Below are 23,079 nucleotides of genomic sequence, written 5' to 3' on the forward strand. Positions count from 1 at the left end.
TCCAGGCTGTCTCCGCAGGGAGATTCTGGATTGAAACCGGGCGATCAAGGCGCGCGCGGCCAGGCCGGACTCGGCGGCCTCATTGTCCGTTCGGACGGTACAGCAAGACGTTCGATCGGCAAGTACGGCTTGCAGAACTATAGGCAGCAGAAACAATATGTATCTGAGAAGATTTGATGTAGCTCAACATTCACCATATCGCTTCGGTGCCAGCTCACTGCTGGCACCCTGCTCTTGAATGGAGGCACGATGCGCACGATCCTTCTCATACTGATCCTCATGGCGCCTATCACCACCGCTCATGCTGAATATGATTATCCTTGGTGCGTCTATGGTGGAGAGCTCGGACCGTCCGGCGAGTGTCTTTACCGAACAAGAGAGCAGTGTCTGGCCTCGGCATCCGGCCGGTGGAATACATACTGCGATGTGAACCGGTACATTCTGTTCCAGCAGCGCGCATTGCAGCCGCGGCCGAAGAAAGCTCCTCGCCATTGAGAGACAATGTGCGGACGGGCGTTCTCTTCTCGACGCTGGAAGAAAGAACTGCTTTTCCGCTGTCGGATCGCGAGCTGCTTTTTCGACAGGCGATGGAGCGCGCTTCGGGTCGTCCGCGCCGGCCGAGCCCTGCGGCAGCCCGATCTTATCCCTGCGCCTTGCTCCAGTCGGGGCCCACCGTCCCCGACACGCCGTCGAAGGCACCGTCGACGAGCTCGAACACCAGGATGCGCGCGGCATCGACCGGGCCCGGCATCGTGACGCGGCCCTTCGGCACCGGCTTGAAGCCGACACGACTGTAATAGGGCTCGTCGCCGACCAGCAGCACGAGACGGTGGCCCTTCGCCTTCGCGTCCTTCAGCGCACGCTCCATCAGCAGGCGGCCGACCCCGTGGCCGCGAAACGGCGGCTCGACGGTGAGCGGCCCGAGCAGCAGGGCCGGCGTCTCGCCGATCAGGATCGGCAGCTGCCGGACCGAGCCGACCAGCAGCGTGCCGATGCGGGCGGTAAACGACAATTCGAGCAGATGGTCGACGTGCTCGCGAATCCGATAGGCGCTGAGCACGAAACGGCCTGGACCGAAGGTGCGTTCATGCAGCCGCTCGATCGACTGGGCGTCGCCGGCGGCCTCGGGAAGGACGGTGAGTGAAAGGTCGGTCATGGCAATCGCGGGATAGCATTGGAACGCGGCGCGGTCCATTGGGCAGCGAAGCCGCTCAGGTCCATTTTGGGGCGCCGATCCGACAGGTGTTCCGAGACCTCAGCCTGCTCGTGTCGAATGACGATCCCCATGCGCAGACACGGCCCGCCCTCACCGCCAGGTCGCAATCAGGGGCCGGCCGTCGAGCACTTCCGCGATCCGCAGCCGCGTGCCGGACGTGGTCCCCTCGGGCAGCGCATCGATCGCGAAGAACCCGCATTCGACGATCTCGCGGTTGGGTGCGGGCAGCCGGTCCTGGCTGAACTGCCTGACCACGTAGACGGCGACGTGATCGCGGCGCGAGACGTGGCTGTTGAGGAAGATGCCATGCAGGGTCGCCTCGCCGGTGAGATCGATGTCGCCCTCCTCCTTGAGCTCGCGCCGCATCGCCTCATCCATGGTCTCGCCGAAATCGACGCCGCCGCCGGGCAGGTACCAGCCGCTGACATAGCTGTGCCTGACCAGGAAGACCCGGTTGTCGGCATCCAGCACCACGGCGCGGACGCCGAGCGTCATGCCGCGCACCAGGAGAAAATAGGCGTGGAAGAAGCGCCGCAGCAGCGGCTCGGCTCTGCGTCGGGCTCGGTTCAGACGTTCTCCCATCAGGCTTCCTCGACGCCGCGGCTCAGGCCGTGCTTGCGCGTTGCTTGCGAGCTTGCCATTACAGCGGAGCAATAGCGAGGCAATCGCGCCCCATGACTCCCAACAGGCTGGCTCCCTTCACGCTCGCCCATCTGTCCGATCCGCATCTTGCGCCGCTGCCGAAACCGCGGCTGATCGAGCTCGCGGGCAAGCGCGCCTTCGGCTACGTCAACTGGACCCGCAACCGCCACAAGTACCAGCGCCGCGAGGTGCTCGACGCGCTGGTCGCGGACATGAAGGCGCAGGCGCCCGACCACATCGCGGTGACGGGCGACCTCGTCAATCTCGCGTTGGAAGCCGAGTTCGCGCCGGCCCGCGCCTGGCTCGACGAAGTCGGCCCGCCCGACCGCGTTACGACGATTCCCGGCAATCACGACGCCTATGTCCGAGCTACCTCGCACCGCTTCGGCGAGACCTTTGCGCCCTATCTTGCGGGCGACGACGGCCGCGTCGGTTTTCCCTCGGTGCGCCGGCGCGGGCCGCTCGCGCTGATCAGCCTGTCGACGGCGGTGCCGACGCTGCCGCTGATGGCAACGGGCACGCTCGGACGCGATCAACTCGCCGCGCTCGAAACGGTCCTGGAACGGCTCGCGACCGAGGACGTCTTCCGCGTGCTGCTGGTGCATCATCCCCTGAAATCCGATGCCCGTCAGAAGCGGATGACCGACGCGCCCGCGCTGCTCGAATTGCTCAAGCGCCACGGCGTCGAGCTGATCCTGCACGGGCACGACCACGTTCATTCGACCGTGTGGGTCGAAGGTCCCAACGGCGACATTCCCGCGCTCGGCGTGCCCTCGGCCTCCGCGCTTGCGCACGGACGCTACCCCGCGGCGGCGTATAATCTGCTCCGTATCGAGAAGGACAATGCCGGCTGGCGCTGCGAGCAGACGGTGCGGAGCCTGGGGGCGGGGTTTCAGGTCGGGCAGATCAAACATGTGAGGTTGATTTAGACTTGGCCGTCATTCCGGGGCGGCTCTGGGAGCCGAACTCCGGTGCGCCCTTGCACACCTGAGAATCTCGAGATTCCGGGTTCGCGCTTCGCGCGCCCCGGAATGACGGCGGAGGATACCTCACCAGCTCCGCAAGGCCGCCAGCACCGCGACGCCGAACAGCGCGGCCGCACCTAGCACGAAGCCGAACACGAACGGCCAGAAGCGCGAGCGGCGCGGTGGCGCGACGACCGGTGCCTGCGGCTCGGGAGGAACGACCATGGCCCGTTCGCGCTCGACCATGCGGCGCGCGACATAGTCGGTGACGGCCTCGACGATAACAGCGGTGTCGTGCGATTCGGCGAGCACGATGCGGCCGAAACGGGTGTCCTGGACGAAGCGGTACATCCGCTTGTCGCGCCCCATCACGACGTGGGCGACGACGTCGATCCAGAGCCTCGGCGTATCGCCCTGGCTGACGCCGCGGTCGAACAGGTCGATCTGATCAGGTACCTGAGCGAACAGGGGATCGAGCGCATCATTGAGGATCTCGAGCCGCGCCACCTCGGCGTCCCTGAGATCGACGACGACGCCGGTCCGGTCGGCGGCCTCGATCCGCGCGCGCAGCAGCGCATCGCGCAGCCGCACCGGACGCGGCTGGCCGGGATGGGTCCCGCTGGTCTCGGGCTCTGACATTGTCGGCCTCGTCCTCGACTTTCCGCCATTAACCTATCAGCAACCAAACCCTCCGCAAAGGCCTACAATTCCAGCTACTTACGGCGCCCACAGCCGATTGACCTGTGCCAAAAACAGACGATCCCACCCAGGCAGGCCTGGATGGGACCGTCCGTCCTTGGACGTCTTCTTAAGTGAGGGCGATCAGGCCGAGACCCGCGAGGGCTCTTCCACGATCGAGAAGCGGACGCCGGCCTTGTGGCGGCTCTCTTCCGAGACTTCCTTCCAGCAGTCCTCGGCTTCTTTGCGGGTCTTGAACGGACCCTTGACCTGGGCGGAGCCTTCCACGAGCTTGTGGAAGTTCATCGAGCCGAACTCGCCGCCGATCACCCAGAAATTGCTGCCTTTGGTCATTGTCAGTCTCCTGTCGAATGGCGTGATGGGTTAGCCGAACTGGTTCATCGTGTTGTGGGCACCGCCCGCCTTCAGGGCGGCTTCACCCGCGAAGTACTCCTTGTGGTCGTCGCCGATGTCGGAGCCGGCCATGTTCTGGTGCTTCACGCAGGCGATGCCCTGACGGATCTCGGCGCGCTGGACGTTCTTGACGTAGCCCAGCATGCCCTGCTCGCCGAAATATTCGCGAGCGAGATTGTCGGTGGAGAGCGCCGCCGTGTGATAGGTCGGCAACGTGATCAGGTGGTGGAAGATGCCGGCGCGCTTGGCCGAATCCGCCTGGAAGGTACGGATGCGCTCGTCGGCTTCCTGCGCCAGCGGCGTCTCGTCGTACTCCGCCTTCATCAGCTCGGCACGGTTGTACTTGCTGACGTCCTTGCCGGCGTCCTTCCAGGCATCATAGACCTGCCAGCGGAAGTTGAGGGTCCAGTTGAAGGACGGCGAGTTGTTGTAGGCGAGCTTGGCGTTCGGCACGACCTTGCGGATGCGGTCGACCATGCTGGCGATCTGCTCGATATGCGGCTTCTCGGTCTCGATCCAGAGCAGGTCGGCGCCGTTCTGCAGCGAGGTGATGCAGTCGAGCACGCAGCGGTCCGCGCCGGTGCCGGGGCGGAACTGGTAGAGGTTCGAGGGCAGCCGCTTCGGGCGCATCATCTTGCCGTTGCGGTTGATGATGACGTCGCCGTTGCGGGCGTTCTCCGCGGTGATTTCCTCGCAATCGAGGAAGCTGTTGTACTGGTCGCCGATGTCACCGGGCTTGTGGCTGACGGCGATCTGCTGCGTCAGGCCGGCGCCGAGCGAGTCGGTGCGGGTCACGATGATGCCGTCTTCGACGCCGAGCTCGAGGAAGGCATGGCGGCAGGCGCGGATCTTCGCGAGGAAGACCTCGTGCGGCACGGTGACCTTGCCGTCCTGGTGGCCGCACTGCTTCTCGTCCGAGACCTGGTTCTCGATCTGCAGGGCGCAGGCACCCGCCTCGATCATCTTCTTGGCGAGCAGATAGGTCGCTTCCGCGTTGCCGAAGCCGGCGTCGATGTCGGCGATGACGGGCACGACGTGGGTCTGGAAGTTGTCGATCTTCGCGATCAGCTCCTGCTCGCGGGTCTTGTCGCCTTCCTTGCGCGCCTTGTCGAGCAGGCGGAAGATGTCGTTGAGCTCGCGGGAGTCCGCCTGACGCAGGAAGGTGTAGAGTTCCTCGATCAGCGCCGGCACCGAGGTCTTCTCGTGCATCGACTGGTCGGGCAGCGGGCCGAACTCCGAGCGCAGCGCCGCGATCATCCAGCCGGAGAGGTACAGATAGGTGCGATCGGTCTTGCCGCCGAAATGCTTCTTGACCGAGATCAGCTTCTGCTGGGCGATGAAGCCGTGCCAGCAGCCCAGCGACTGCGTGTACTTGGTCGGGTCCTTGTCATAGGCCGCCATGTCGGCGCGCATCAGCGCCGCGGTGTAGCGGGCGACGTCGAGGCCGGTCTTGAAGCGGTTCTGCAGGCGCATGCGGGCGACGGCCTCGGCCGACACGCCGTTCCAGGTCGGCTGGGTCTCGAGGAGCGCCTGGGCCGCCTTGACCTCGTCCTGATACGAGGACGGGCCCTGGAGGGTGCTGATGCCGCGCGGCTGGTAGTTCATGTGCCTGATCCTTTCGCTGACGATGGCGATGGCGGGCCATCGACATTCTTGACACTGCATTGCGAGATGCGTGTCAGGAGCTAAACGCGAAAACGGAAACTTCGTACAGATGGCTTGCTTTTTATTGGTGATGTCATGTAACATCAGAACATGTAACAGTTGTTACTTTGTAAAATTTGTAAATATTGGGTCAGCAAGACTGCCCTGATGCAAACGGAGATCGCAGGATATGGCCGCGGAGTCCGGCAAGAAACTGTTCGTCGGCCCGCGTTTCCGGAGGATCCGGCAGCAATTGGGGCTGTCGCAGACCCAGATCGCCGAGGGGCTCGGAATCTCGCCGAGCTATGTCAACCTGATCGAGCGCAACCAGCGCCCGGTGACGGCGCAGATCCTGCTGCGGCTGGCCGAGACCTACGACCTCGATCTGCGCGATCTCGCCACCGCCGACGAGGATCGCTTCTTCGCCGAGCTCAACGAGATCTTCTCCGATCCCCTATTCCGCCAGATCGACGTGCCCAAGCAGGAGCTGCGCGATCTCGCCGAGCTCTGTCCCGGCGTCACCCATGCGCTGCAGCGGCTCTATGCCGCCTATACCGAGGCCCGCCAGGGCGAGACGCTGGCCGCCGCCCAGATGGCCGACCGCGACGTCGGCACGCGCTATGAGGCCAATCCGGTCGAGCGCGTGCGCGAGCTGATCGAGGCCAATCGCAACTATTTTCCGGAGCTGGAGCAGGCCGCGGAGAGTCTCCGCGACGAGCTGAACGTCCCGGCCGAAGGGCTCTACGCGGCGCTGGCCGCGCGGCTGCGGGAGAAGCATTCGATCCAGACCCGCATCATGCCCGTCGACGTGATGCGCGAGACGCTCCGGCGTTTCGATCGCCACCGCCGCCAATTGCTGATCTCGGAGCTGGTCGATCCGCCGGGCCGCGCCTTCCAGCTCGCCTTCCAGCTGGGCCTCGGCGAATGCACGCAAGCCCTGGAGAGCATCATCGGCCGTGCCGGACCGCTCGACGACGCGCCGCGCCGGCTGTTCCGCATCACGCTCGGCAATTACTTTGCAGCGGCGGTGATGATGCCCTACCCGGCTTTTCTCGCCGCAGCCGAAGCGCTCAATTACGACATCCACGTGCTGGCGCAGCGCTTCAATTCCGGCTTCGAGCAGGTCTGCCATCGCCTCACCACCCTGCAGCGGCCGAACGCGCGCGGCATTCCGTTCTTCCTGCTGCGCGTCGATAATGCCGGCAACGTCTCCAAGCGCTTCTCCTCCGGCACCTTCCCGTTCTCCAAGTTCGGCGGCACCTGCCCGCTGTGGAACGTGCACTCGACCTTCGACACGCCGGATCGCCTGCTCAAGCAGGTGATCGAGCTGCCCGACGGCACGCGCTATTTCTCGATCGCACAGATGGTGCGCCGCCCGGTCGCGCCGCATCCGCTGCCGCAGCCGCGCTTCGCCATCGGCCTCGGCTGCGAGATCCGTCACGCCGCGCGCCTGACCTACGCGGCCGGCATCGACCTCGAGAAGACCGAGGGCACGCCGATCGGCGTCAATTGCCGCCTGTGCGAGCGCGAAAACTGCGCCCAGCGCGCCGAGCCGCCGATCACGCGCACGCTGATCCTGGACGAGACGACGCGACGGGTGTCGAGCTTCGCGTTCTCGAATGCACGGGAGCTGTGAGGCTCGGCTGCGCGTTTGGGGGAAGGAGCACGCTACACCTACCGCTGTCATGCTCCGCGAAGGCGGGGCATCCAGTACGCCGCCGCCCATCGGCTCAATCACTGCTGCCGCGGAGTACTGGATCGCCCGCCTTCGCGGGCGATGACGGCTGAGATTGCCGCGCGCCGCCGATCCATGCTTGGTTAATCCGGTCCTAATCCGCGCGCGGGATCTGCAACCAGCGGTTAAGCACGCCTCAACATCGGTGCCTTAGTCTTGCCCCACTCACTTTTCGCAAACAACGGCGGCCTATTCTGCCGGGCGAAGTGACATCAGGGGGTTTCATCATGCGCATTGCGTTGCTGCTGACCGCAACCATCGTCGGCGCGCTCTTCACCAGTCCGTCCCGTGCCGGATCGCTCGATGCGGACGCGGCGCAGCCGCTGCCGCCGGGCTTCCAGAGCTATCGCGGCTACATGTTCGACCTGTCGGAGAATTCCGAGCGCAAGGACGTCGACAAGCTCACCGACAATCTGAAGCAGCAGATCGACCTCGTCGAAGGCGCCGGCCTTTCGCCGCGCGTGTTGCGCTTCTTCCATACCGTGCCGATCGTGGCGAGCGAGCTGGCCTGCCTCGACGAAGGCGCCGCAACCGCGTGCTACGGCCGGGTCACGCCGGACATCCGCCGCACCGCGCCGCGGACGCTCACGGTGTGGGACCCGAACAAGCAGCGCTGGACCAATCCGAACGCCGTCGACCTCGCGGTCGATTCGGGGCTCGGCGTGATCATGCTGCGCCCGGACATGATGCGCTACGAAAAGGAGGCCGTGCTGCTGCACGAGCTGCTTCACGCCTATCATGCGCGGCTGCTGCCGGACGGCTACGCCAACAAGGGCGTGATCGGCTATTACGCCTTGGCCAAGTCCAAGGACCTGCTGCCCAAGGAGACCTATGCGATGAAGAATCCCATGGAGTTCTTCGCGGTGACCGCCAGCATCTTCCTGGCCGGCAAGAGCGAATTCCACGACCCGAAGTCGCGCGAGGCGCTCAAGGAGAAGATGCCGGACTATTACAAATATCTGGTCGGCGTGTTCGGATTCGACCCCGAGCCGGCGGCGGCGAGCGGTCCGGTTGCCTCGCTGAAGTAAGGCGCCACGCCGAAACGTCGAAAGAGCCGCGCGGCATGCGCGGCTTTTTCAGTTTTGGCCCGCTGGAAGCTGCGGATGACGCACAGCCGGGAATTGCCAAGGCGGGGCCCGATCTGCATAGTCCGGCCCGCATCGATAGCGTTTTTCGAAGGGGATAAGAGAACATGGCGGACGCCGACCTGGATGTCGTGATCCGGCAACTGGCCAGACAGCTGCATACGGGCCTGATGACCCGCGCCAAGGAGCGACGGGATCGCCTCAACGGCCTTGCGGCCAAGGCCAAGAGCAAGGAGACCGCCGACCGCTTCAAGATGATGGCCAAGGCCACCCTGGAGCAGGCCACCGCCGCCGCCAAGCGCCTCCAGATGTCCGCCGACAACGTCGCCGACAGCTACGCGCGGTCGATGCGGATTGCCGCCAGCGCGCCGGTGGCGGTGAAGGTGGCGAAGAAGGCCAAGGCAGAGAAGCCGGCGAAGAAAGCCGCGAAAGCGACGAAGGCGAAGTAGGCGGCGAAGGAAGAAGGCCCGGGCTACGCGAAATCCATCTTCTCGACGCGACAATCAGAATCGTAGGGTGGGCAAAGCGAAGCGTGCCCACGCGTCGGTGGCCGCATTGGGAAGATCGTGGGCACGCCGCTTTGCGCCTTTTGCCCACCCTACGATTCCCGGACTGGTTCGGTTGTCTGGTCATCTCCGGCGTAATCGGGCTCGCGGGCCTCCACGCAGCAATGTTCGCTTACGACCTTCGTGCGACGTGCGCCCGAAGCTGCGATAGGGTCGGCCGTGACGTACGAAGCGGTCCCCGGCACACACGACTGTCAGTACATCGCCGATCCGTCATCCGTCACATGTGGCTCCTCGAACTTTGGAGAAATCGATCCTTCTCGCCCGGCGCATAGCGAGACGGCATGAAGGTTTGACGCTACTGACGCCGTTTGTTTCCTCTGGCCGTCGCACCATTGTAGTAAGGATTGAGGACGCACATCTGACCGTTCGCCGACGCCCTGCATTGGTCCATCGTCATGTAGGTGCATCGATAGTAAGGGGTCATTCCCTGAGAAACGACGTACAGGCACACGGGAAACGCCGGATCGTATCTTTGGGCCCGGGCGTGCCCGGCTGTCAGGCCAATGCTCAAGGTCAAGAGCGTGAGAGTCCATTTCCGCATTTGAACCTCCTCCAAGTCCGCACGACACCGGCGCACTCTGACCGCGGTCGGCGTTGATCCAAATCAATTCCGGGAGATTGGTTCGAACGCGCGCCGGGAGGAACCGCGACATCATTGATCCGCGGCCGTATCAGTCACAGCTCTACGGGGCGAGCCACCCGTCTCAGACACGGAGCGGGAAGCTGCGGGCGGCGAGTGCTGCTCCGGGCCAATCACCTTCTCAACGCGGCAATCGGCATCGGCTCGGCGCTCGCGAGTTCGGCGAGCTTGGCGCGCGCCGCTTCGCGCGCGCGGCCGTCCTTGCCGACGGGCAGCGCCAGCGCCGCCTCGAAATCGGCGCGGGCGTCATCGGCCTGGCCGCGCGCGAGGAACGCGAGGCCGCGGTCGAGGCGGGCCTGCGCATCGGAGGGGTCGAGACGGACCGCCGTGTTGTAGCTCAAGATGGCGCGATCGAGATCGCCCATGGCGGCGAGCGCGAGCCCGCGCTGGTGATAGGGCGCGGCGCGCTTGGGATCATGCGCGATCGCCTCGTCATAATCGGTAACCGCAAGCTCGAGGTCACCGTTCTGCCGGCGCGCCTGCGCCCGGTCGCGATAGAGCGAGGCGCGGTTGGGATTGAGGTGGATGGCCTCGCTGAAATCGGCGATCGCCCGCCTGAAGTCGCCGTGACGCAACGCGATCCGCCCACGCCCCTCATAGGCGAAGGCGATCAGGGAGCCGCGCAGCGGCGAGAAGCCGATCACGGCCGAGCAGATGTCGGGATCGTCCTCGTCGCCGCAATTGACGACCATGTGCGTGGACAGGCCGAAAAGCACGCACAGGACGATCAGTAGTGGCACCAAAACTCTGGTCATCTTCGGCGATGGCCGACAGCGGGCCGGCCACGCATCCCCTTTCGAAGAATTGGTCTCGCCGGGGTGTTAACACCGGCGTCGGGGATTATGTGTGCGCCAGGTCACAAAGCCGCACGCAAGGCCTGCGGTTCCGTCAGCCCCAAGGACCACGCGAAGAACCACGCGACGATGAGCGCCCCCACGGACCACGCGGCGGGTAGTTCTCGTTGGCGCCGACCGACGGCGCGGCCCGCGTGCCGAGCTCGGCCGCCAGCTGCTGAAGCGCGGCGATGCGGTTCTGCGTCGACGGATGGGTGGCGAACAGATTGTCCACGCCATGGCCCGACAGCGGATTGATGATGAACATGTGCGCGGTCGCGGGGTTGCGCTCGGCCTCGTAGTTCGGCACCTGATGCGCGGCGCCCTCGATCTTCACCAACGCGGAGGCCAGCCACATCGGCTGTCCCGCGATGCGCGCACCGAGGTTGTCCGCGGCGTATTCACGGGTGCGGCTGATCGCCATCTGCACCAGCATGGCGCCGAGCGGGGCGAGGATCATCATCAGGATCGAGCCGACGATGCCGAGACCATTGTTGTTCTCGCGATTGCCGCCGAAGAACATGCCGAACTGCGCCAGCATCGAGATCGCGCCGGCGATGGTCGCGGTGATGGTCATCAGCAGCGTGTCGTGATTCTTGATATGGGCGAGCTCGTGCGCGATCACGCCGGCGAGCTCCTCGCGGCTGAGCTGGCGCATCAGGCCGGTGGTGACGGCAACCGCGGCATTTTGCGGATTTCGTCCGGTCGCGAACGCGTTGGGCTGCGGCTCGTCCATCAGGAAGACCCGCGGCATCGGCAGGCCGGCACGGCCCGCAAGCTCGGCGACGAGCCCGACCAGCTCCGGCGCGCTCGAACGGTCGACCTCATGCGCGCCGTACATCGACAGCACCATGCGGTCGGAGTTCCAGTAGGTGAAGAGATTGGTTGCCGCGGCAATGACGAGCGCGATCATGGCGCCCGAGGCGCCGCCGATCAGATAGCCGACGCCCATGAACAGGGCGGTCAGGCCTGCGAGCAGAATTGCGGTACGAAGATAGTTCATGGCCCTCTCCCAGAGCCGGCCGCGGCTGCTGGAAGCACCTGCAGGCCGGCAAGCATCAGGTAGGGATGACCCCTGCCGGAGTGCAAGGTTTCAAGGTGCGTCGCGGAGCCGCGGCACTGGTTTGCGCACCCTACTTCCATTAAACTTCATTCAGAATCCAAGCGTCTCCTCCCCGCCGGAAACTCCATGCTCCAGACCCGATTTGCGATCGCGGCCGTAGCTCTCGCTGCGCTGTCCTTTCCTGCCTCCGCCCAGCTCCAGCCTCCGCCCGCCAGGCCCCCTGCCCCCAAGGCGGCCGCGCCCGCGCCGCGCGCCGCCTCGTGCCACAACGGCGCGAGCTTCGATCGCTTCCTGGCCGACGTGAAGAGCCAGGCGGTGGCGGCCGGCGTGTCGCAGCGGACGATCGCGGACGCCTCGCCCTACCTGGTCTACGACCAGGGTATCGTCAACCGCGACCGCGGCCAGCGCGTGTTCGGCCAGCTCTTCACCGAATTCGCCGGACGCATGGCCGCGCCCTATCGCATGCAGAACGGCCAGCAGCACATCAAGCGACATGCGGCTGCGTTCGCGCGCGCGGAGAAGGACTATGGCGTGCCGCCGGCGGTGATCGCCGCGTTCTGGGGGCTGGAAAGCGACTTCGGCGCCAACATGGGCAATCTGCCGACGCTGAAATCGCTGGTCTCGCTCGCCTATGACTGCCGCCGCTCCGAGATGTTCGTGGGCGAGACCATCGCCGCGCTGAAGATCATCGACCGCGGCGACCTGCATCCCGACGAGATGATCGGCTCCTGGGCCGGCGAGCTCGGACAGACCCAGTTCCTGCCGGTGCATTACGTCAACTACGCCGTCGATTATGACGGCGACGGACGGCGCGACCTGTTGCGCTCGCCGGCCGACGTGATCGGTTCGACCGCGAACTACATCGCCAACGGCTTGAAGTGGCGGCGCGGCGAGCCGTGGCTGGAGGAGATCAAGGTGCCGCCGAACCTGCCGTGGGAAAAGACCGATCTCACGGTGCGGGAGCCGCGCTCGACATGGGCGCAGCTGGGGGTCACCTATCCCGATGGCCGTCCCCTGCCGAACGACAATCTGCCGGCCTCCGTGCTGCTGCCGATGGGGCGCTTTGGTCCGGCCTTCATGGCCTATGCGAATTTCGCCGCCTACACCGAGTGGAATAACTCGCTGATCTATTCGACCACGGCGGGCTATCTCGCCTCTCGCATTGCCGGCGCCGCCCCCATGCGCAAGCCGGCCCAACCGGTGCCGCAGCTGCCGTTCAACGAGCTGAAGGAATTGCAGCAACTCCTGGTGCGCGCCGGGTTCAATGTCGGCAAGGTCGACGGCGTGCTGGGCCAGCAGAGCCGAATTGCGGTGAAGGCGATGCAGACCAAGTTCGGCCTGCCGGCCGATTCCTGGCCGACCGCCGAACTGCTCGCCCGCATGCGCGGCGGCACGGTCCAGGCGCAGCCGCCGGGCGTGGTGCGGTAGCGGCCCGTCCACTGTCATGCCCCGGCTTGACCGGGGTATCCAGTCCGCCGCGGCCTCTCGATTCAGCCACGACCGCCTCGGAGTACTGGATCGCTCGGTCGGTGCCGGGCGATGACAGTGAGGGTGTGGCCCGACGCTACCGCGAACAGCGCGAGATTTTCGCATCGCACAAGCCGATTTCGCGATTGTATTTTTCCCTGAGGCTCCCATGTGAGTGGCTCAGGTTTTCTCCTGAGATTTCCCATTCACGAAGCGAGCACACATGTCCTTCTACGACGCGGTCGTCCCCGCCTATCTGCAAATGCTGAACAGCGTAACCGGGCTGCTGACGAAAGCCGAGGCGCATTGCGCGGCCAAGAAGATCGACCCCAGCGTCCTGCTCGGCTCCCGCCTGTTTCCGGACATGCTGCCGCTGTCGAGGCAAATCCAGCTCGTCAGCGATTTCGCCGCCAAGGGCTGCGCGCGCCTGACCCACAGCGAGGTCCCCTCGACGCCCGACACCGAGACGAGCTTTTCGGAGTTGAAGCAGCGGCTGGCAAAGACGATCGATTACGTGAAGTCATTCAAGCCCGAGCAATTCGAGGGCGCAGATGCCAAGGACGTCACCTTCCCGACCGGGCCCGACAAGACCACGACCCTGAAGGGCCAGCAATTTCTCAGCGCGTTTTCGCTGCCGAACTTCTACTTCCACTGCGCGACCGCCCACGGCATCCTGCGCCACAACGGCGTCGAGATCGGCAAGCGCGATTTCATGGGCCTGACCTGACTTGGCAATCGCGACTTGGCAATCGCACGCGGCAGTCGAAATCCGCTGTCGTGGCCGGAATTTCACGTGAATTATGCTACGCGGGACTTGCCGCGTAGCTCGCCTGCACTTTCCGTACGGCTCGTCTCTTGCGCCAGATGTCGCGATGCACAAGTGTTCCTGACCTTTCACCGTCTGGAACATCCCAAATGAGCCGTTCGACCAAGTTGTTTGAGACCTACAAGCTCGGCCCGATCACGCTGGCCAATCGCCTCGTGATGGCGCCGCTGACGCGTAACCGCGCCGTACCGGGCACGTTCGTGCCCGGCGCGCTCGCCGCAGAATATTACGGCCAGCGCGCCTCCGCCGGCCTTCTGGTCACCGAAGCAAGCCAGGTCTCGCAACAAGGGCAAGGCTACCAGGACACTCCGGGCATCTACAGCAAGGACCAGGTCGCCGGCTGGCGCAAGGTCACGGACAAGGTCCATGAGCGCGGCGGGAAGATCTTCATCCAGCTCTGGCATGTCGGCCGTATCTCGCATGTCGATCTGCAGGCAGGCGGCGCAGCCCCGGTGGCGCCGAGCGCGATCCGCGCCAAAGGCAAGACCTTCGTGAACGGCGGCTTCGCCGACGTCTCCGAGCCACGCGCACTCGAGCTTTCCGAGATTCCAGGGATCATCGACGACTTCAAGCGCGCCACGAAGAACGCGCTCGAAGCGGGCTTCGACGGCGTCGAGATTCACGGCGCCAATGGCTATTTGCTCGATCAGTTCGCCAAGGATGGCGCCAACAAGCGCACGGACGCTTACGGTGGCTCCATCGAGAACCGGGCGCGCCTGATGCTTGACGTGTCGAAAGCCGTCGCCGCAGAGGCCGGCGCCGATCGCACCGGCATCCGCATCTCGCCGGTGACGCCGGCCAACGACATCTCCGACAGCAATCCGCAAGCCCTGTTCGATTACATCGTCGACGGTCTCAGCGCGCTGAAGCTGGTCTATCTCCACGTCGTCGAAGGCGCCACCGGCGGGCCACGCGACTTCGCGCCGTTCGACTACGCATCCTTGCGCAAGCGCTTCTCCGGCGCCTACATCGCCAACAACGGCTATGATTTCGATCTCGCCACCAAGATGCTGGACGCGAACGCAGCCGACCTCATCGCCTTCGGCAAGCCGTTCATCTCCAACCCGGACCTCGTCGAGCGGCTGAAGCAGGGTGCGGCATTGAACGACTGGGACAAGACCACGTTCTACGGCGGCGGGGCGAAGGGTTACACGGACTACCCGACGCTGGCGGCCGAGCCGGCGGAGTAAGCGGCGCGCCGTCGCTCCATCCTCCGTCATTGCGAGGAGCGCAGCGACGAAGCAATCCAGAGTCTTTCCGCGGTGACAGGCTGGATTGCTTCGTTTCGCTCGCAATGACGATGCGGAGACAGCGCAGTGAACACAGAAAGTAAAAAGGCCGGGATCGCTCCCGGCCTTTCGCATTTGATGGCGCTATCCGCCGCTTACTTCGCTTCCGCGCGCTTGGGGGGCGTGGCCGGCCACGACTTGATCAGGGTGTCGTAGTCCACCGTCTCGCCCTTCGGCTTCTCGTTGGCGAGCTTGCGCTGGGGCGCGATGGTGCCGTCCTTCTCGGCCTTCGCGAACCAGTATTCCGGCTTCTCCTTCTTGTGCAGCTTCGGACCGCAGGCGCCCTGCACGCCGGACTTCTCCAGGCGCTCCATGACGGAGTCCTGGGCGGCCGCGAGGGCATCCATCGCCTGTTGCGGCGTCTTCGCACCGGACGACGCATCGCCGATGTTCTGCCACCACAGCTGCGCCAGCTTCGGATAGTCGGGCACGTTGTTGCCGGTCGGGGTCCACTGCACGCGCGCGGGCGAGCGGTAGAACTCGACGAGGCCGCCGAGCTTCGGCGCACGTTCCGTGAACGACTTGTCCCAGATGTCGGATTCACGGACGAAGGTGAGACCGACATGGCTCTTCTTCAGCGACACCGATTTGGAGACGATGAACTGGAGATACAGCCACGCTGCCTTGCGGCGATCCGGCGGAGTGGACTTCAGGAGCGTGAGCGAGCCCGCGTCCTGATAGCCGAGCTTCATGCCTTCCTTCCAGTACGAGCCGTGCGGCGAGGGAGCCATGCGCCATTTCGGCGTACCGTCCGCGTTCATCACGGCGATGCCCGGCTTCACCATGTCGGCGGTGAAGGCGGTGTACCAGAACATCTGCTGGGCGATGTTGCCCTGCGCCGGCACGGGGCCGGACTCGGAGAACGTCATGCCCTGGGCCTGCGGCGGCGCATACTTCTTCATCCACTCGAGGTATTTGGTAATCGAGTAGACCGCAGCCGGTCCATTGGTGTCGCCACCGCGCTCGACCGAGGAGCCGACGGGGCGGCAGCCTTCCATGCGGATGCCCCATTCGTCGACCGGCAGACCGTTCGGAATGCCCTTGTCGCCGTTGCCGGCCATCGACAGCCAGGCGTCGGTGAAGCGCCATCCGAGCGAGGGGTCCTTCTTGCCATAATCCATATGGCCGTAGACCTTGACGCCGTTGATCTCCTTGATGTCGTTGGTGAAGAACTCGGCGATGTCCTCGTAGGCGGACCAGTTCACGGGCACGCCGAGCTCGTAGCCATACTTGGCCTTGAACTTGGCCTTGTAGTCGGCGTTGGTGAACCAGTCGTAGCGGAACCAGTAGAGGTTGGCGAACTGCTGGTCGGGCAGCTGGTAGAGCTTGCCGTCCGGCCCGGTGCCGAAGGACTTGCCGATGAAGTCGTTGACGTCGAGCATCGGATTGGTGACGTCCTTGCCCTCACCGGTCATGTAGTCCGACAGCGCGATAGTCTGGCCGTAGCGGAAGTGGGTGCCGATCAGGTCGGAATCGTTGATCCAGCCGTCATAGACGTTCTTGCCGGACTGCATCTGGGTCTGCAGCTTTTCGACGACGTCACCTTCCTGGATGAGGTCGTGCTTGAGCTTGATGCCGGTCAGCTCGGAGAATGCCTTGGCGAGCGTCTGCGCCTCGTATTCGTGGGTCGTGATGGTCTCGGAGACGACGTTGATCTCCATCCCCTTGAAGGGTTCGGCGGCCTTGGCGAACCACTCCAGCTCCTTCTTCTGGTCTTCCTTCGACAGCGTCGACGGCTGGAATTCGGCGATCCACTTCTGGATCGTCGCCTCGTCGGCGGCGCGGACCGGAGCCGAGAGAGCGAACGAGACCGCAACAATCGCGGCAGCGCTCGACATGGTCAGAAAACTGCTCTTGGTCAATGGACCCTTCCTTCTCCTAAACTGTCGCATGGTGTTCCTCCGTTGCAGCGACAAACTTTTATACAGGTCCGGGTTGCCCCCGGATCTGGCCGTCCCTTCGCAAGCTTCAGACCGTGCGAAAAATAAGCACGGCCGTGGCCAGCGAAATTCCACTTGCGAGCCACAGGCTCGAAATCTCAAACCCCTCCTCGCCGATCGGCAGCGTGGCGACCGGATCAGTGCCGACGACACCGATCCACACGAGGTGGATGACGGCGGCCACGATCAACGAGACGAACAGGCGATCGCCGCGCGTGGTCGGGATGCGCAGCACGCCGACGCGCTCGGCCTCGGGATAGACCGCGGCGAGCCAGGTCATCACCGCGAGCGTGCAGGCGAGCGCGGCGAAGAAGATCGCAGTCGGCAGCGTCCAGGCCATCCATGCGATTGATTCCATAGCTCTTACTCCTCGCGCATGATCTGGTCCGAAACCCGGTTTCCACTTTTCGGGATCATGCGCGCCTCCCCTCAGACCCGGCCGAGCGCGAAGCCGCGCGCGATGTAGTTGCGAACGAACCAGATCACCAGCGCTCCCGGGATGATGGTGAGCACGCCGGCGGCCGCGAGCAGGCCCCAATCCATGCCGGCCGCCGACACCGTGCGCGTCATGATCGCGGCGATCGGCTTGGCATGCACCGACGTCAACGTGCGCGCGAGCAGAAGCTCGACCCAGGAGAACATGAAGCAGAAGAAGGCGGCGACGCCGATGCCGCTTGCGATCAGCGGCACCAGGATCTTGATGAAGAAGCGCGGGAAGGAATAGCCGTCGAGGAAGGCGGTCTCGTCGATCTCGCGCGGCACGCCGGAAACGAAGCCTTCGAGGATCCACACCGCCAGCGGCACGTTGAAGATGCAGTGCGCCAGCGCGACCGCCCAGGGCGTATCGAACAGGCCGATCGCCGAATAGAGGTTGAAGAACGGCAGCGCGTAGACCGCGGCCGGCGCCATGCGGTTCGACAACAGCCAGAAGAACAGATGCTTGTCGCCGAGAAAACGGTAGCGCGAGAAGGCGTAGGCCGCCGGCAAGGCCACCGAGATCGAGATGATGGTGTTGAGGACGACATATGTCAGCGAGTTGATGTAACCGGAGTACCAGCTCTCGTCGGTGAAGATGCGCTTGTAGTGCTGCAGCGTCGGCGTATGCGGCCACAGCGTCATGGTCGAGACGATCTCGCTGTTGGTCTTGAAGCTCATGTTGACGAGCCAGTAGATCGGCAGCAGCAGGAAGACCAGGAACAGCCCCATGATGAGGCGGCGGCCGGGGATCGAATGCATCACGCGGCTCCTTCCTTGACGGGGCGCTCGGCGCCGGCGTTGGTCATGACGGTGTAGAAGATCCAGCACACGATCAGGATGATGAGATTGTAGACCAGTGACAGCGCCGCGGCCTTGCCGAGGTCGAATTGGCCGAGCGCGATCTTGACGAGCTCGATCGACACGAAGGTCGTGGAGTTACCGGGCCCGCCGCCGGTGACGACGAACGGCTCGGTGTAGATCATGAAGCTGTCCATGAAGCGCAGCAGCACTGCGATCAGCAGCACGCGGTTCATCTTCGGCAGCTGGATCGCCTTGAACACGGCCCAGCGCGAGGCGCCGTCGATCTGGGCGGCCTGGTAATAGGCTTCGGGAATCGACTTCAGGCCGGCATAGCAGAGCAGCGCGACGAGGCTGGTCCAATGCCAGACGTCCATCACGATGACGGTGACCCAGGCGTCGATGTCGTTGGATACGTAATTGTAATCGATGCCCGCGGCGTTGAGGACGTAGCCGAGCAGCCCGATGTCCGGACGTCCGAAGATCTGCCAGATCGTGCCGACCACGTTCCACGGAATCAGCAGCGGCAGCGCGAGAATCACGAGGCAGGCTGCCACGGTCCAACCCTGGCGCGGCATCGACAGCGCGACCACGATGCCGAGCGGCACCTCGATCGCGAGGATCACCAGCGAGAAGAACAGGTTGCGGCCGAGCGAGGCGAGGAAACGGCCGCCGAGATCGGTCGAGGGATCGAGCAGCTCCTTGAACCAGCCGACGCCGTTCCAGAAGAACTGGTTGTTGCCGAAGGTGTCCTGCATCGAATAATTCACCACCGTCATCAGCGGCAGTACCGCCGAGAAGGCGACCACCAGGAACACCGGCAGCACCAAGAACCAGGCTTTTTGGTTGACGGTCTTGTCCATCAGGCAGCTCCCTCCACCAGAAGGCTGTCGGCATAGACGTGGACGTGTGACGGATCGAATTTCAGACCGGCCATGCCGTCCGAGCTGGCGAATCCGGCGGGCGCGCGCGCCGCGAGCTTGGCGTCGCCGAAGCGCGCGCGCGCAAAACGGATGCGGCCGAGATCGTCGAGACGCTCGATCTTCGCCGTGAGCAGGCCGGGCGCGGGCGCAACGACCTCGACGAATTCGGGCCGGACGCCGATCTCGATCTTGGCGCCGGCCGGCAGGTTGTCGTAGGTGCGGGTGAGCGCGATGACGTGGCCGCCGACCCTGGCCTCCCGCCCCCTCACCTCGGCCGGCAGGATGTTCATGCCGGGCGAGCCGATGAAATAGCCGACGAAAGTATGCGCCGGCTTGTCGAACAGCTCGGCCGGCGTGCCGCTCTGCACTACGCGGCCGTCATGCATGACGACGACGGTGTCGGCAAAGGTCAGCGCCTCGGTCTGGTCGTGGGTGACGTAGATCATCGTGAGGTCGAGCTCGCGGTGCAGCGCCTTCAGCTTGGAGCGCAGCTGCCATTTCAGCTCGGGATCGATCACCGTCAGCGGCTCGTCGAACAGCACGGCGGCGACGTCGGAACGGACGAGGCCGCGGCCGAGCGAGATCTTCTGCTTGGCGTCGGCCGTGAGGCGCGTCGCCTTGCGGTTCAGATAGGGCTCGAGGTCGAGCAGGCGGCCGATCTCGGCCACGCGCTTGTCGATCTCGGCCTTCGGCACGCCGCGGTTCTTCAGCGGAAACGCCAGGTTCTGCCCCACCGTCATGGTGTCGTAGATCACCGGAAACTGGAACACCTGGGCGATGTTGCGCTTCTGGGTTGACAGCGGTGTGATGTCCACCCCGTCGAACAGGACTTTTCCCCGCGACGGCGTGATGATGCCGGAGATGACGTTGAGCAGCGTGGTCTTGCCGCAGCCGCTCGGCCCGAGCAGCGCATAGGCGCCACCCTGCCGCCAGGTCATGGTCACCGGCTTCAGCGCGAAAGTCTCCTGCGGCGCGTTGTTGCCACCGTAGGAATGGGCGAGATCGACGAGGTCAATGCGGGCCATGGCGCATCTCCTCAGGAGCTCGGTGCCGCGACGAGGCGATCCGCCGCGTCGAACACGAAGACATCGTTGGGATCGAGCACGGCGTCGAGCGTCTGGCCGGGCTCGAATTCGTGCACGCCATGCAGCACCGCCACCCAGTTCGATCCGTCGCGGGTCAGATGCACGAAACTCTCCGAACCGGTGATCTCGGTCACCGTGACAGTGGCGTGGAACGCATGGCGATCGGCCTCGCCATTGGCGAGCGCGAGCTGATGCGCGCGGAAGCCGACGCGATAGGCCCCGTCGGCGAGGCCTGAATAAAGACCGGAGGCCGGCGAAGCCGTACCGCCGGCATATGCGACCTGCCCGTTCTTCTTCTCGATGCCGACGAGGTTGAGCGGCGGATCGGAGAACACCTGCGCGACGCGCAGCGTCTGCGGCCGGCGATAGACATTGGTCGTCTCGCCCATCTGCAGCGCCTGGCCTTCCCACATGCACACCGTGTTGCCGCCGAGCAGCAGCGCCTCGGTCGGCTCGGTGGTGGCATAGACGAAGATCGCGCCCGAGGCCTCGAAGATGCGCGGCAGCTCGGCGCGCAGCTCCTCGCGGAGCTTGTAATCGAGATTGGCGAGCGGTTCGTCGAGCAGCACGAGATCGGCGCCCTTGACCAGGGCGCGTGCGATCGCGGTACGCTGCTGCTGGCCGCCGGAAAGCTGCAGCGGGGTGCGCTTCAGGAACGGCTCGAGCCGCAGCAGCTTTGCGGCCTCCGCCACCCGCGCCTCGATCTCGTCGCGGGGCTTGCCCTGCACGCGCAGGGGCGAAGCGATGTTCTCATAGACCGTGAGCGAGGGGTAGTTGATGAATTGCTGGTAGACCATGGAGACCGAACGCCGGCGCACGTCGGCGCCGGTGACGTCCTTGCCGTTCACCACCACCTTGCCCGTGGTCGGCTTGTCGAGGCCGGCGAGCAACCGCATGATCGAGGTCTTGCCCGACAGCGTCGGCCCGAGCAGCACGTTCAGCGTGCCGCTCTCGAACGTCAGCGAGACGTCGCGGATGTGCGGGATTCCATCGACGGTCCGGGTCACGTGGTCGAGTGTCACGGTCATGAGCGTCCTCCCGCTTCCAGCAGGGGACTTTGCGGCACGGCGTGGGTCCTGATCCAGTCGTCAAGCGCACCGACCTCGTCGGCAGATAGTCGCAGGCCGAGCTTGGAACGGCGCCAGACCACGTCCTCGGCGGTCACGGCCCATTCATTGGCCATGAGGTAGCGGACCTCGCGCTCGGTCAGCGTCGCGCCAAAGGACTGGCCGAGATCGGCGGCCGATTTCGCCTCGCCGAGCAACTTGACGGCCCTCGTGCCATAGGCGCGCGCGAGCCGCCGCGCATGCTCGTGGCTGAGGAAGGGATAGCCACGCTGGAGCTCGGCGATCAGCCCGTCGATATCGGACACGTTCATGTCACCGCCGGGCAGCGGCGATTTTCCGGTCCAGCCCTCGCGCGCCTTCGCGCTGCGCAAGTAGGGCGCGAGCCGTTCCAGCGCTTCCTCGGCGAGGCGGCGATAGGTCGTGATCTTGCCGCCATAGATCGACAGCAAGGGCACTCCGCCCGGCGTGTCGAGCTCGAACACGTAGTCGCGCGTGGCGGCCTTGGCCTCGCTGGCACCGTCATCATAGAGCGGGCGCACGCCGGAATAGGTCCAGACCACGTCATCCGGCATGACGGGCTTGGCCAGATATTCGCTCGCCGCCGTGCAGAGATACTGGATCTCCTCGGTCGTTGCCTTCACCTTGGCAGGATCGCCGTCATAGTCGCGGTCCGTGGTGCCGATCAGTGTGAAATCATCCTGATACGGAATCACGAAGATGATGCGGCCGTCGGCATTCTGGAACATGTAGGCGCGGTCGTGGTCGTAGAGCTTCCTGACCACGATGTGCGAGCCCTGTACCAGGCGCACCTTGGCCTTGGCGTTGACGCCTGCGCCGCGGCCGAGCACGTCCTCGACCCACGGGCCACCGGCATTGATCAGCGCCTTCGCCTGGATCTGCGAGCGCTCGCCGGTCAGCGTGTCGACCATGCCGACGGTCCAGAGGCCATCGGACTGGCGGATCTCGGTGGCGCGGGTGCGGGTGCGAATCTCGGCGCCCTTGTCGGCGGCATCGCGCGCGTTGAGCACGACGAGACGGGCGTCATCGACGAAGCAATCCGAATATTCGAAGGCGCGGCTGTAGCGATTCGGGATCAGCGGCTTGCCGACCTCGTCACGCCCCAGATCGACCGAGCGGGTCGCCGGCAACAGATGGCGGCCGCCAATGTGATCATAGAGGAAGAGGCCGAGGCGCAGCAGCCAGGCGGGCCGCAAGCCGGCATGATGCGGCAAAACGAAACGGAGGGGGCGGATGATGTGGGGCGCGATGCCCCAGAGAACCTCGCGCTCGATCAGGGCCTCGCGGACCAGGCGAAACTCGTAATATTCGAGATAGCGCAGGCCGCCGTGCACCAGCTTGGTCGACCAGGACGATGTCCCGCTCGCCAAATCGTTCATTTCGCACAGGAAAACGGTATTGCCGCGACCGACCGCGTCGCGCGCGATACCGCAGCCATTCACACCGCCTCCGATGATGGCGAGGTCGAAAATACGCTCCAACAGACGCATCCCCCGGCGACCGCCCGTTCCTTCGAGCGGTTACTTTCGAATTTGATTAGATCATACCGCGAAACGAAAGCAAGACGAAAGAGAAGCGAAGGGAAGTGAAAGAAGGCTTTTTTGACAGGCAGAATGGCGGCAAGAATGGCAGCTCCGATGGTGATCTGGACGGCACAGCTCTCTTGACGGCTGCGTCGCGGAATTATAGTCATTATAGTCATACT

General features: G+C 64.7%; 24 protein-coding genes. 9 read left to right on the forward strand and 15 right to left on the reverse strand.

The genetic code is table 11. From position 1 onward, the window contains the following. The first annotated feature begins 30 nt into the window (after positions 1-30). Together DCM80_RS02495 and DCM80_RS02500 are read left to right on the forward strand one after the other, a co-directional pair. Entirely contained in the window at positions 31-177 is a 147-nt protein-coding gene (locus DCM80_RS02495; RefSeq protein ID WP_257195590.1) for a hypothetical protein, read from the forward strand. A gap of 102 nt (positions 178-279) precedes the next feature. Beyond that, on the forward strand, positions 280-495 hold the full coding sequence (locus tag DCM80_RS02500; protein WP_257197858.1) for a DUF3551 domain-containing protein: 216 nt from the start codon (positions 280-282) through the stop codon (positions 493-495). A 145-nt stretch (positions 496-640) separates the two neighbouring features. Here DCM80_RS02500 and DCM80_RS02505 read toward each other — a convergent pair whose 3' ends face one another. Continuing rightward, complete coding sequence (locus tag DCM80_RS02505; RefSeq protein WP_257195591.1) at positions 641-1,156, reverse strand: GNAT family N-acetyltransferase; 516 nt, start codon at positions 1,154-1,156, stop codon at positions 641-643. Between the two features lie 150 nt (positions 1,157-1,306). Beyond that, the gene (locus DCM80_RS02510) at positions 1,307-1,798 is read right to left on the reverse strand and encodes an NUDIX domain-containing protein (RefSeq protein ID WP_257195592.1); all 492 of its coding nucleotides are present in this window, start codon (positions 1,796-1,798) and stop codon (positions 1,307-1,309) included. Between the two features lie 107 nt (positions 1,799-1,905). Here DCM80_RS02510 and DCM80_RS02515 point away from each other — a divergent pair, with 107 nt between their 5' ends. After that, complete coding sequence (locus DCM80_RS02515; RefSeq protein ID WP_257197859.1) at positions 1,906-2,787, forward strand: metallophosphoesterase; 882 nt, start codon at positions 1,906-1,908, stop codon at positions 2,785-2,787. A gap of 120 nt (positions 2,788-2,907) precedes the next feature. Here DCM80_RS02515 and DCM80_RS02520 read toward each other — a convergent pair whose 3' ends face one another. The 3 genes from DCM80_RS02520 to DCM80_RS02530 all read right to left on the reverse strand — a co-directional run bounded on the left by DCM80_RS02520 (position 2,908) and on the right by DCM80_RS02530 (position 5,520). Further along, a complete protein-coding gene (locus DCM80_RS02520) occupies positions 2,908-3,462 on the reverse strand; it encodes a hypothetical protein (protein ID WP_257195593.1) in 555 nt (184 codons plus the stop codon). A 183-nt stretch (positions 3,463-3,645) separates the two neighbouring features. Next, entirely contained in the window at positions 3,646-3,855 is a 210-nt protein-coding gene (locus DCM80_RS02525) for a hypothetical protein (protein ID WP_028134831.1), read from the reverse strand. A gap of 30 nt (positions 3,856-3,885) precedes the next feature. Next, positions 3,886-5,520, reverse strand: a complete 1,635-nt coding sequence (locus DCM80_RS02530) for an isocitrate lyase (protein ID WP_257195594.1) — start codon at positions 5,518-5,520, stop codon at positions 3,886-3,888. Between the two features lie 229 nt (positions 5,521-5,749). Between DCM80_RS02530 and DCM80_RS02535 the strand changes: the two genes are divergently transcribed. The 3 genes from DCM80_RS02535 (at position 5,750) to DCM80_RS02545 (ending at position 8,828) form a co-directional block, all read left to right on the forward strand. After that, on the forward strand, positions 5,750-7,195 hold the full coding sequence (locus tag DCM80_RS02535; RefSeq protein ID WP_257195595.1) for a short-chain fatty acyl-CoA regulator family protein: 1,446 nt from the start codon (positions 5,750-5,752) through the stop codon (positions 7,193-7,195). Positions 7,196-7,521: 326 nt separating this feature from the next. Next, entirely contained in the window at positions 7,522-8,322 is an 801-nt protein-coding gene (locus tag DCM80_RS02540; protein ID WP_257195596.1) for a hypothetical protein, read from the forward strand. 164 nt (positions 8,323-8,486) lie between these two features. Further along, entirely contained in the window at positions 8,487-8,828 is a 342-nt protein-coding gene (locus DCM80_RS02545; RefSeq protein WP_257195597.1) for a hypothetical protein, read from the forward strand. A gap of 415 nt (positions 8,829-9,243) precedes the next feature. On the opposite strand, the gene DCM80_RS02550 is transcribed toward DCM80_RS02545, so the two are convergent. From DCM80_RS02550 to htpX, 3 genes are all read right to left on the reverse strand, one after another. Beyond that, a complete protein-coding gene (locus DCM80_RS02550) occupies positions 9,244-9,489 on the reverse strand; it encodes a DUF3551 domain-containing protein (RefSeq protein WP_257195598.1) in 246 nt (81 codons plus the stop codon). A gap of 212 nt (positions 9,490-9,701) precedes the next feature. Next, positions 9,702-10,343, reverse strand: a complete 642-nt coding sequence (locus DCM80_RS02555) for a tetratricopeptide repeat protein (RefSeq protein WP_257195599.1) — start codon at positions 10,341-10,343, stop codon at positions 9,702-9,704. Between the two features lie 133 nt (positions 10,344-10,476). Then, positions 10,477-11,424 (reverse strand): zinc metalloprotease HtpX, encoded by a 948-nt coding sequence (htpX, locus tag DCM80_RS02560; RefSeq protein WP_257195600.1) that lies wholly within the window; start codon positions 11,422-11,424, stop codon positions 10,477-10,479. Between the two features lie 186 nt (positions 11,425-11,610). On the opposite strand from htpX, the gene DCM80_RS02565 reads away from it, so the two are divergent. The 3 genes from DCM80_RS02565 (at position 11,611) to DCM80_RS02575 (ending at position 14,967) form a co-directional block, all read left to right on the forward strand. Continuing rightward, a complete protein-coding gene (locus DCM80_RS02565; protein ID WP_257195602.1) occupies positions 11,611-12,912 on the forward strand; it encodes a lytic murein transglycosylase in 1,302 nt (433 codons plus the stop codon). A 262-nt stretch (positions 12,913-13,174) separates the two neighbouring features. Beyond that, the gene (locus tag DCM80_RS02570) at positions 13,175-13,678 is read left to right on the forward strand and encodes a DUF1993 family protein (RefSeq protein ID WP_257195603.1); all 504 of its coding nucleotides are present in this window, start codon (positions 13,175-13,177) and stop codon (positions 13,676-13,678) included. A gap of 188 nt (positions 13,679-13,866) precedes the next feature. Then, positions 13,867-14,967 (forward strand): alkene reductase, encoded by a 1,101-nt coding sequence (locus DCM80_RS02575; RefSeq protein WP_257195604.1) that lies wholly within the window; start codon positions 13,867-13,869, stop codon positions 14,965-14,967. Between the two features lie 194 nt (positions 14,968-15,161). Here the strand turns inward: DCM80_RS02575 and DCM80_RS02580 are convergent, their stop codons facing one another. From DCM80_RS02580 to glpD, 7 genes are all read right to left on the reverse strand, one after another. Further along, the gene (locus tag DCM80_RS02580) at positions 15,162-16,904 is read right to left on the reverse strand and encodes an ABC transporter substrate-binding protein (protein ID WP_257180808.1); all 1,743 of its coding nucleotides are present in this window, start codon (positions 16,902-16,904) and stop codon (positions 15,162-15,164) included. A 130-nt stretch (positions 16,905-17,034) separates the two neighbouring features. Next, positions 17,035-17,364, reverse strand: a complete 330-nt coding sequence (locus DCM80_RS02585) for a DUF2160 domain-containing protein (protein ID WP_028134820.1) — start codon at positions 17,362-17,364, stop codon at positions 17,035-17,037. A gap of 71 nt (positions 17,365-17,435) precedes the next feature. Next, positions 17,436-18,242 carry a carbohydrate ABC transporter permease gene (locus DCM80_RS02590; RefSeq protein ID WP_024341434.1) on the reverse strand — a complete coding sequence of 269 codons (807 nt, stop codon included), beginning with the start codon at positions 18,240-18,242 and terminating at the stop codon, positions 17,436-17,438. Then, positions 18,242-19,144: a carbohydrate ABC transporter permease gene (locus DCM80_RS02595; protein ID WP_257176176.1), complete on the reverse strand. Its 903-nt coding sequence runs from the start codon at positions 19,142-19,144 to the stop codon at positions 18,242-18,244. The genes DCM80_RS02590 and DCM80_RS02595 overlap by 1 nt, the downstream gene beginning before the upstream one ends. Further along, the gene (locus DCM80_RS02600) at positions 19,144-20,229 is read right to left on the reverse strand and encodes an ABC transporter ATP-binding protein (protein WP_257195605.1); all 1,086 of its coding nucleotides are present in this window, start codon (positions 20,227-20,229) and stop codon (positions 19,144-19,146) included. Before DCM80_RS02600 ends, DCM80_RS02595 begins: the two co-directional genes overlap by 1 nt. Before the next feature lie 11 nt (positions 20,230-20,240). Continuing rightward, positions 20,241-21,317 carry an ABC transporter ATP-binding protein gene (locus DCM80_RS02605; protein ID WP_257195606.1) on the reverse strand — a complete coding sequence of 359 codons (1,077 nt, stop codon included), beginning with the start codon at positions 21,315-21,317 and terminating at the stop codon, positions 20,241-20,243. Then, entirely contained in the window at positions 21,314-22,864 is a 1,551-nt protein-coding gene (glpD, locus tag DCM80_RS02610; RefSeq protein WP_257195607.1) for a glycerol-3-phosphate dehydrogenase, read from the reverse strand. The genes DCM80_RS02605 and glpD overlap by 4 nt, the downstream gene beginning before the upstream one ends. Positions 22,865-23,079: the final 215 nt, after the last annotated feature.

The sequence above is a fragment of the Bradyrhizobium sp. WBOS08 genome (assembly GCF_024585125.1).
Lineage (GTDB): Bacteria > Pseudomonadota > Alphaproteobacteria > Rhizobiales > Xanthobacteraceae > Bradyrhizobium > Bradyrhizobium japonicum_B.

Excerpts from the sequence above, each read along its gene's own strand:
- DCM80_RS02500 (WP_257197858.1), top strand. The coding sequence starts at position 280 with ATGGCGCCTATCACCACCGCTCATGCTGAATATGATTATCCTTGGTGC.
- DCM80_RS02505 (WP_257195591.1), bottom strand. The coding sequence starts at position 1,156 with ATGACCGACCTTTCACTCACCGTCCTTCCCGAGGCCGCCGGCGACGCC.
- DCM80_RS02510 (WP_257195592.1), bottom strand. The coding sequence starts at position 1,798 with ATGGGAGAACGTCTGAACCGAGCCCGACGCAGAGCCGAGCCGCTGCTG.
- DCM80_RS02520 (WP_257195593.1), bottom strand. The coding sequence starts at position 3,462 with ATGTCAGAGCCCGAGACCAGCGGGACCCATCCCGGCCAGCCGCGTCCG.
- DCM80_RS02525 (WP_028134831.1), bottom strand. The coding sequence starts at position 3,855 with ATGACCAAAGGCAGCAATTTCTGGGTGATCGGCGGCGAGTTCGGCTCG.
- DCM80_RS02530 (WP_257195594.1), bottom strand. The coding sequence starts at position 5,520 with ATGAACTACCAGCCGCGCGGCATCAGCACCCTCCAGGGCCCGTCCTCG.
- DCM80_RS02535 (WP_257195595.1), top strand. The coding sequence starts at position 5,750 with ATGGCCGCGGAGTCCGGCAAGAAACTGTTCGTCGGCCCGCGTTTCCGG.
- DCM80_RS02540 (WP_257195596.1), top strand. The coding sequence starts at position 7,522 with ATGCGCATTGCGTTGCTGCTGACCGCAACCATCGTCGGCGCGCTCTTC.
- DCM80_RS02545 (WP_257195597.1), top strand. The coding sequence starts at position 8,487 with ATGGCGGACGCCGACCTGGATGTCGTGATCCGGCAACTGGCCAGACAG.
- DCM80_RS02550 (WP_257195598.1), bottom strand. The coding sequence starts at position 9,489 with ATGCGGAAATGGACTCTCACGCTCTTGACCTTGAGCATTGGCCTGACA.
- DCM80_RS02555 (WP_257195599.1), bottom strand. The coding sequence starts at position 10,343 with ATGACCAGAGTTTTGGTGCCACTACTGATCGTCCTGTGCGTGCTTTTC.
- htpX (WP_257195600.1), bottom strand. The coding sequence starts at position 11,424 with ATGAACTATCTTCGTACCGCAATTCTGCTCGCAGGCCTGACCGCCCTG.
- DCM80_RS02565 (WP_257195602.1), top strand. The coding sequence starts at position 11,611 with ATGCTCCAGACCCGATTTGCGATCGCGGCCGTAGCTCTCGCTGCGCTG.
- DCM80_RS02570 (WP_257195603.1), top strand. The coding sequence starts at position 13,175 with ATGTCCTTCTACGACGCGGTCGTCCCCGCCTATCTGCAAATGCTGAAC.
- DCM80_RS02575 (WP_257195604.1), top strand. The coding sequence starts at position 13,867 with ATGAGCCGTTCGACCAAGTTGTTTGAGACCTACAAGCTCGGCCCGATC.
- DCM80_RS02580 (WP_257180808.1), bottom strand. The coding sequence starts at position 16,904 with ATGTCGAGCGCTGCCGCGATTGTTGCGGTCTCGTTCGCTCTCTCGGCT.
- DCM80_RS02585 (WP_028134820.1), bottom strand. The coding sequence starts at position 17,364 with ATGGAATCAATCGCATGGATGGCCTGGACGCTGCCGACTGCGATCTTC.
- DCM80_RS02590 (WP_024341434.1), bottom strand. The coding sequence starts at position 18,242 with ATGCATTCGATCCCCGGCCGCCGCCTCATCATGGGGCTGTTCCTGGTC.
- DCM80_RS02595 (WP_257176176.1), bottom strand. The coding sequence starts at position 19,144 with ATGGACAAGACCGTCAACCAAAAAGCCTGGTTCTTGGTGCTGCCGGTG.
- DCM80_RS02600 (WP_257195605.1), bottom strand. The coding sequence starts at position 20,229 with ATGGCCCGCATTGACCTCGTCGATCTCGCCCATTCCTACGGTGGCAAC.
- DCM80_RS02605 (WP_257195606.1), bottom strand. The coding sequence starts at position 21,317 with ATGACCGTGACACTCGACCACGTGACCCGGACCGTCGATGGAATCCCG.
- glpD (WP_257195607.1), bottom strand. The coding sequence starts at position 22,864 with ATGCGTCTGTTGGAGCGTATTTTCGACCTCGCCATCATCGGAGGCGGT.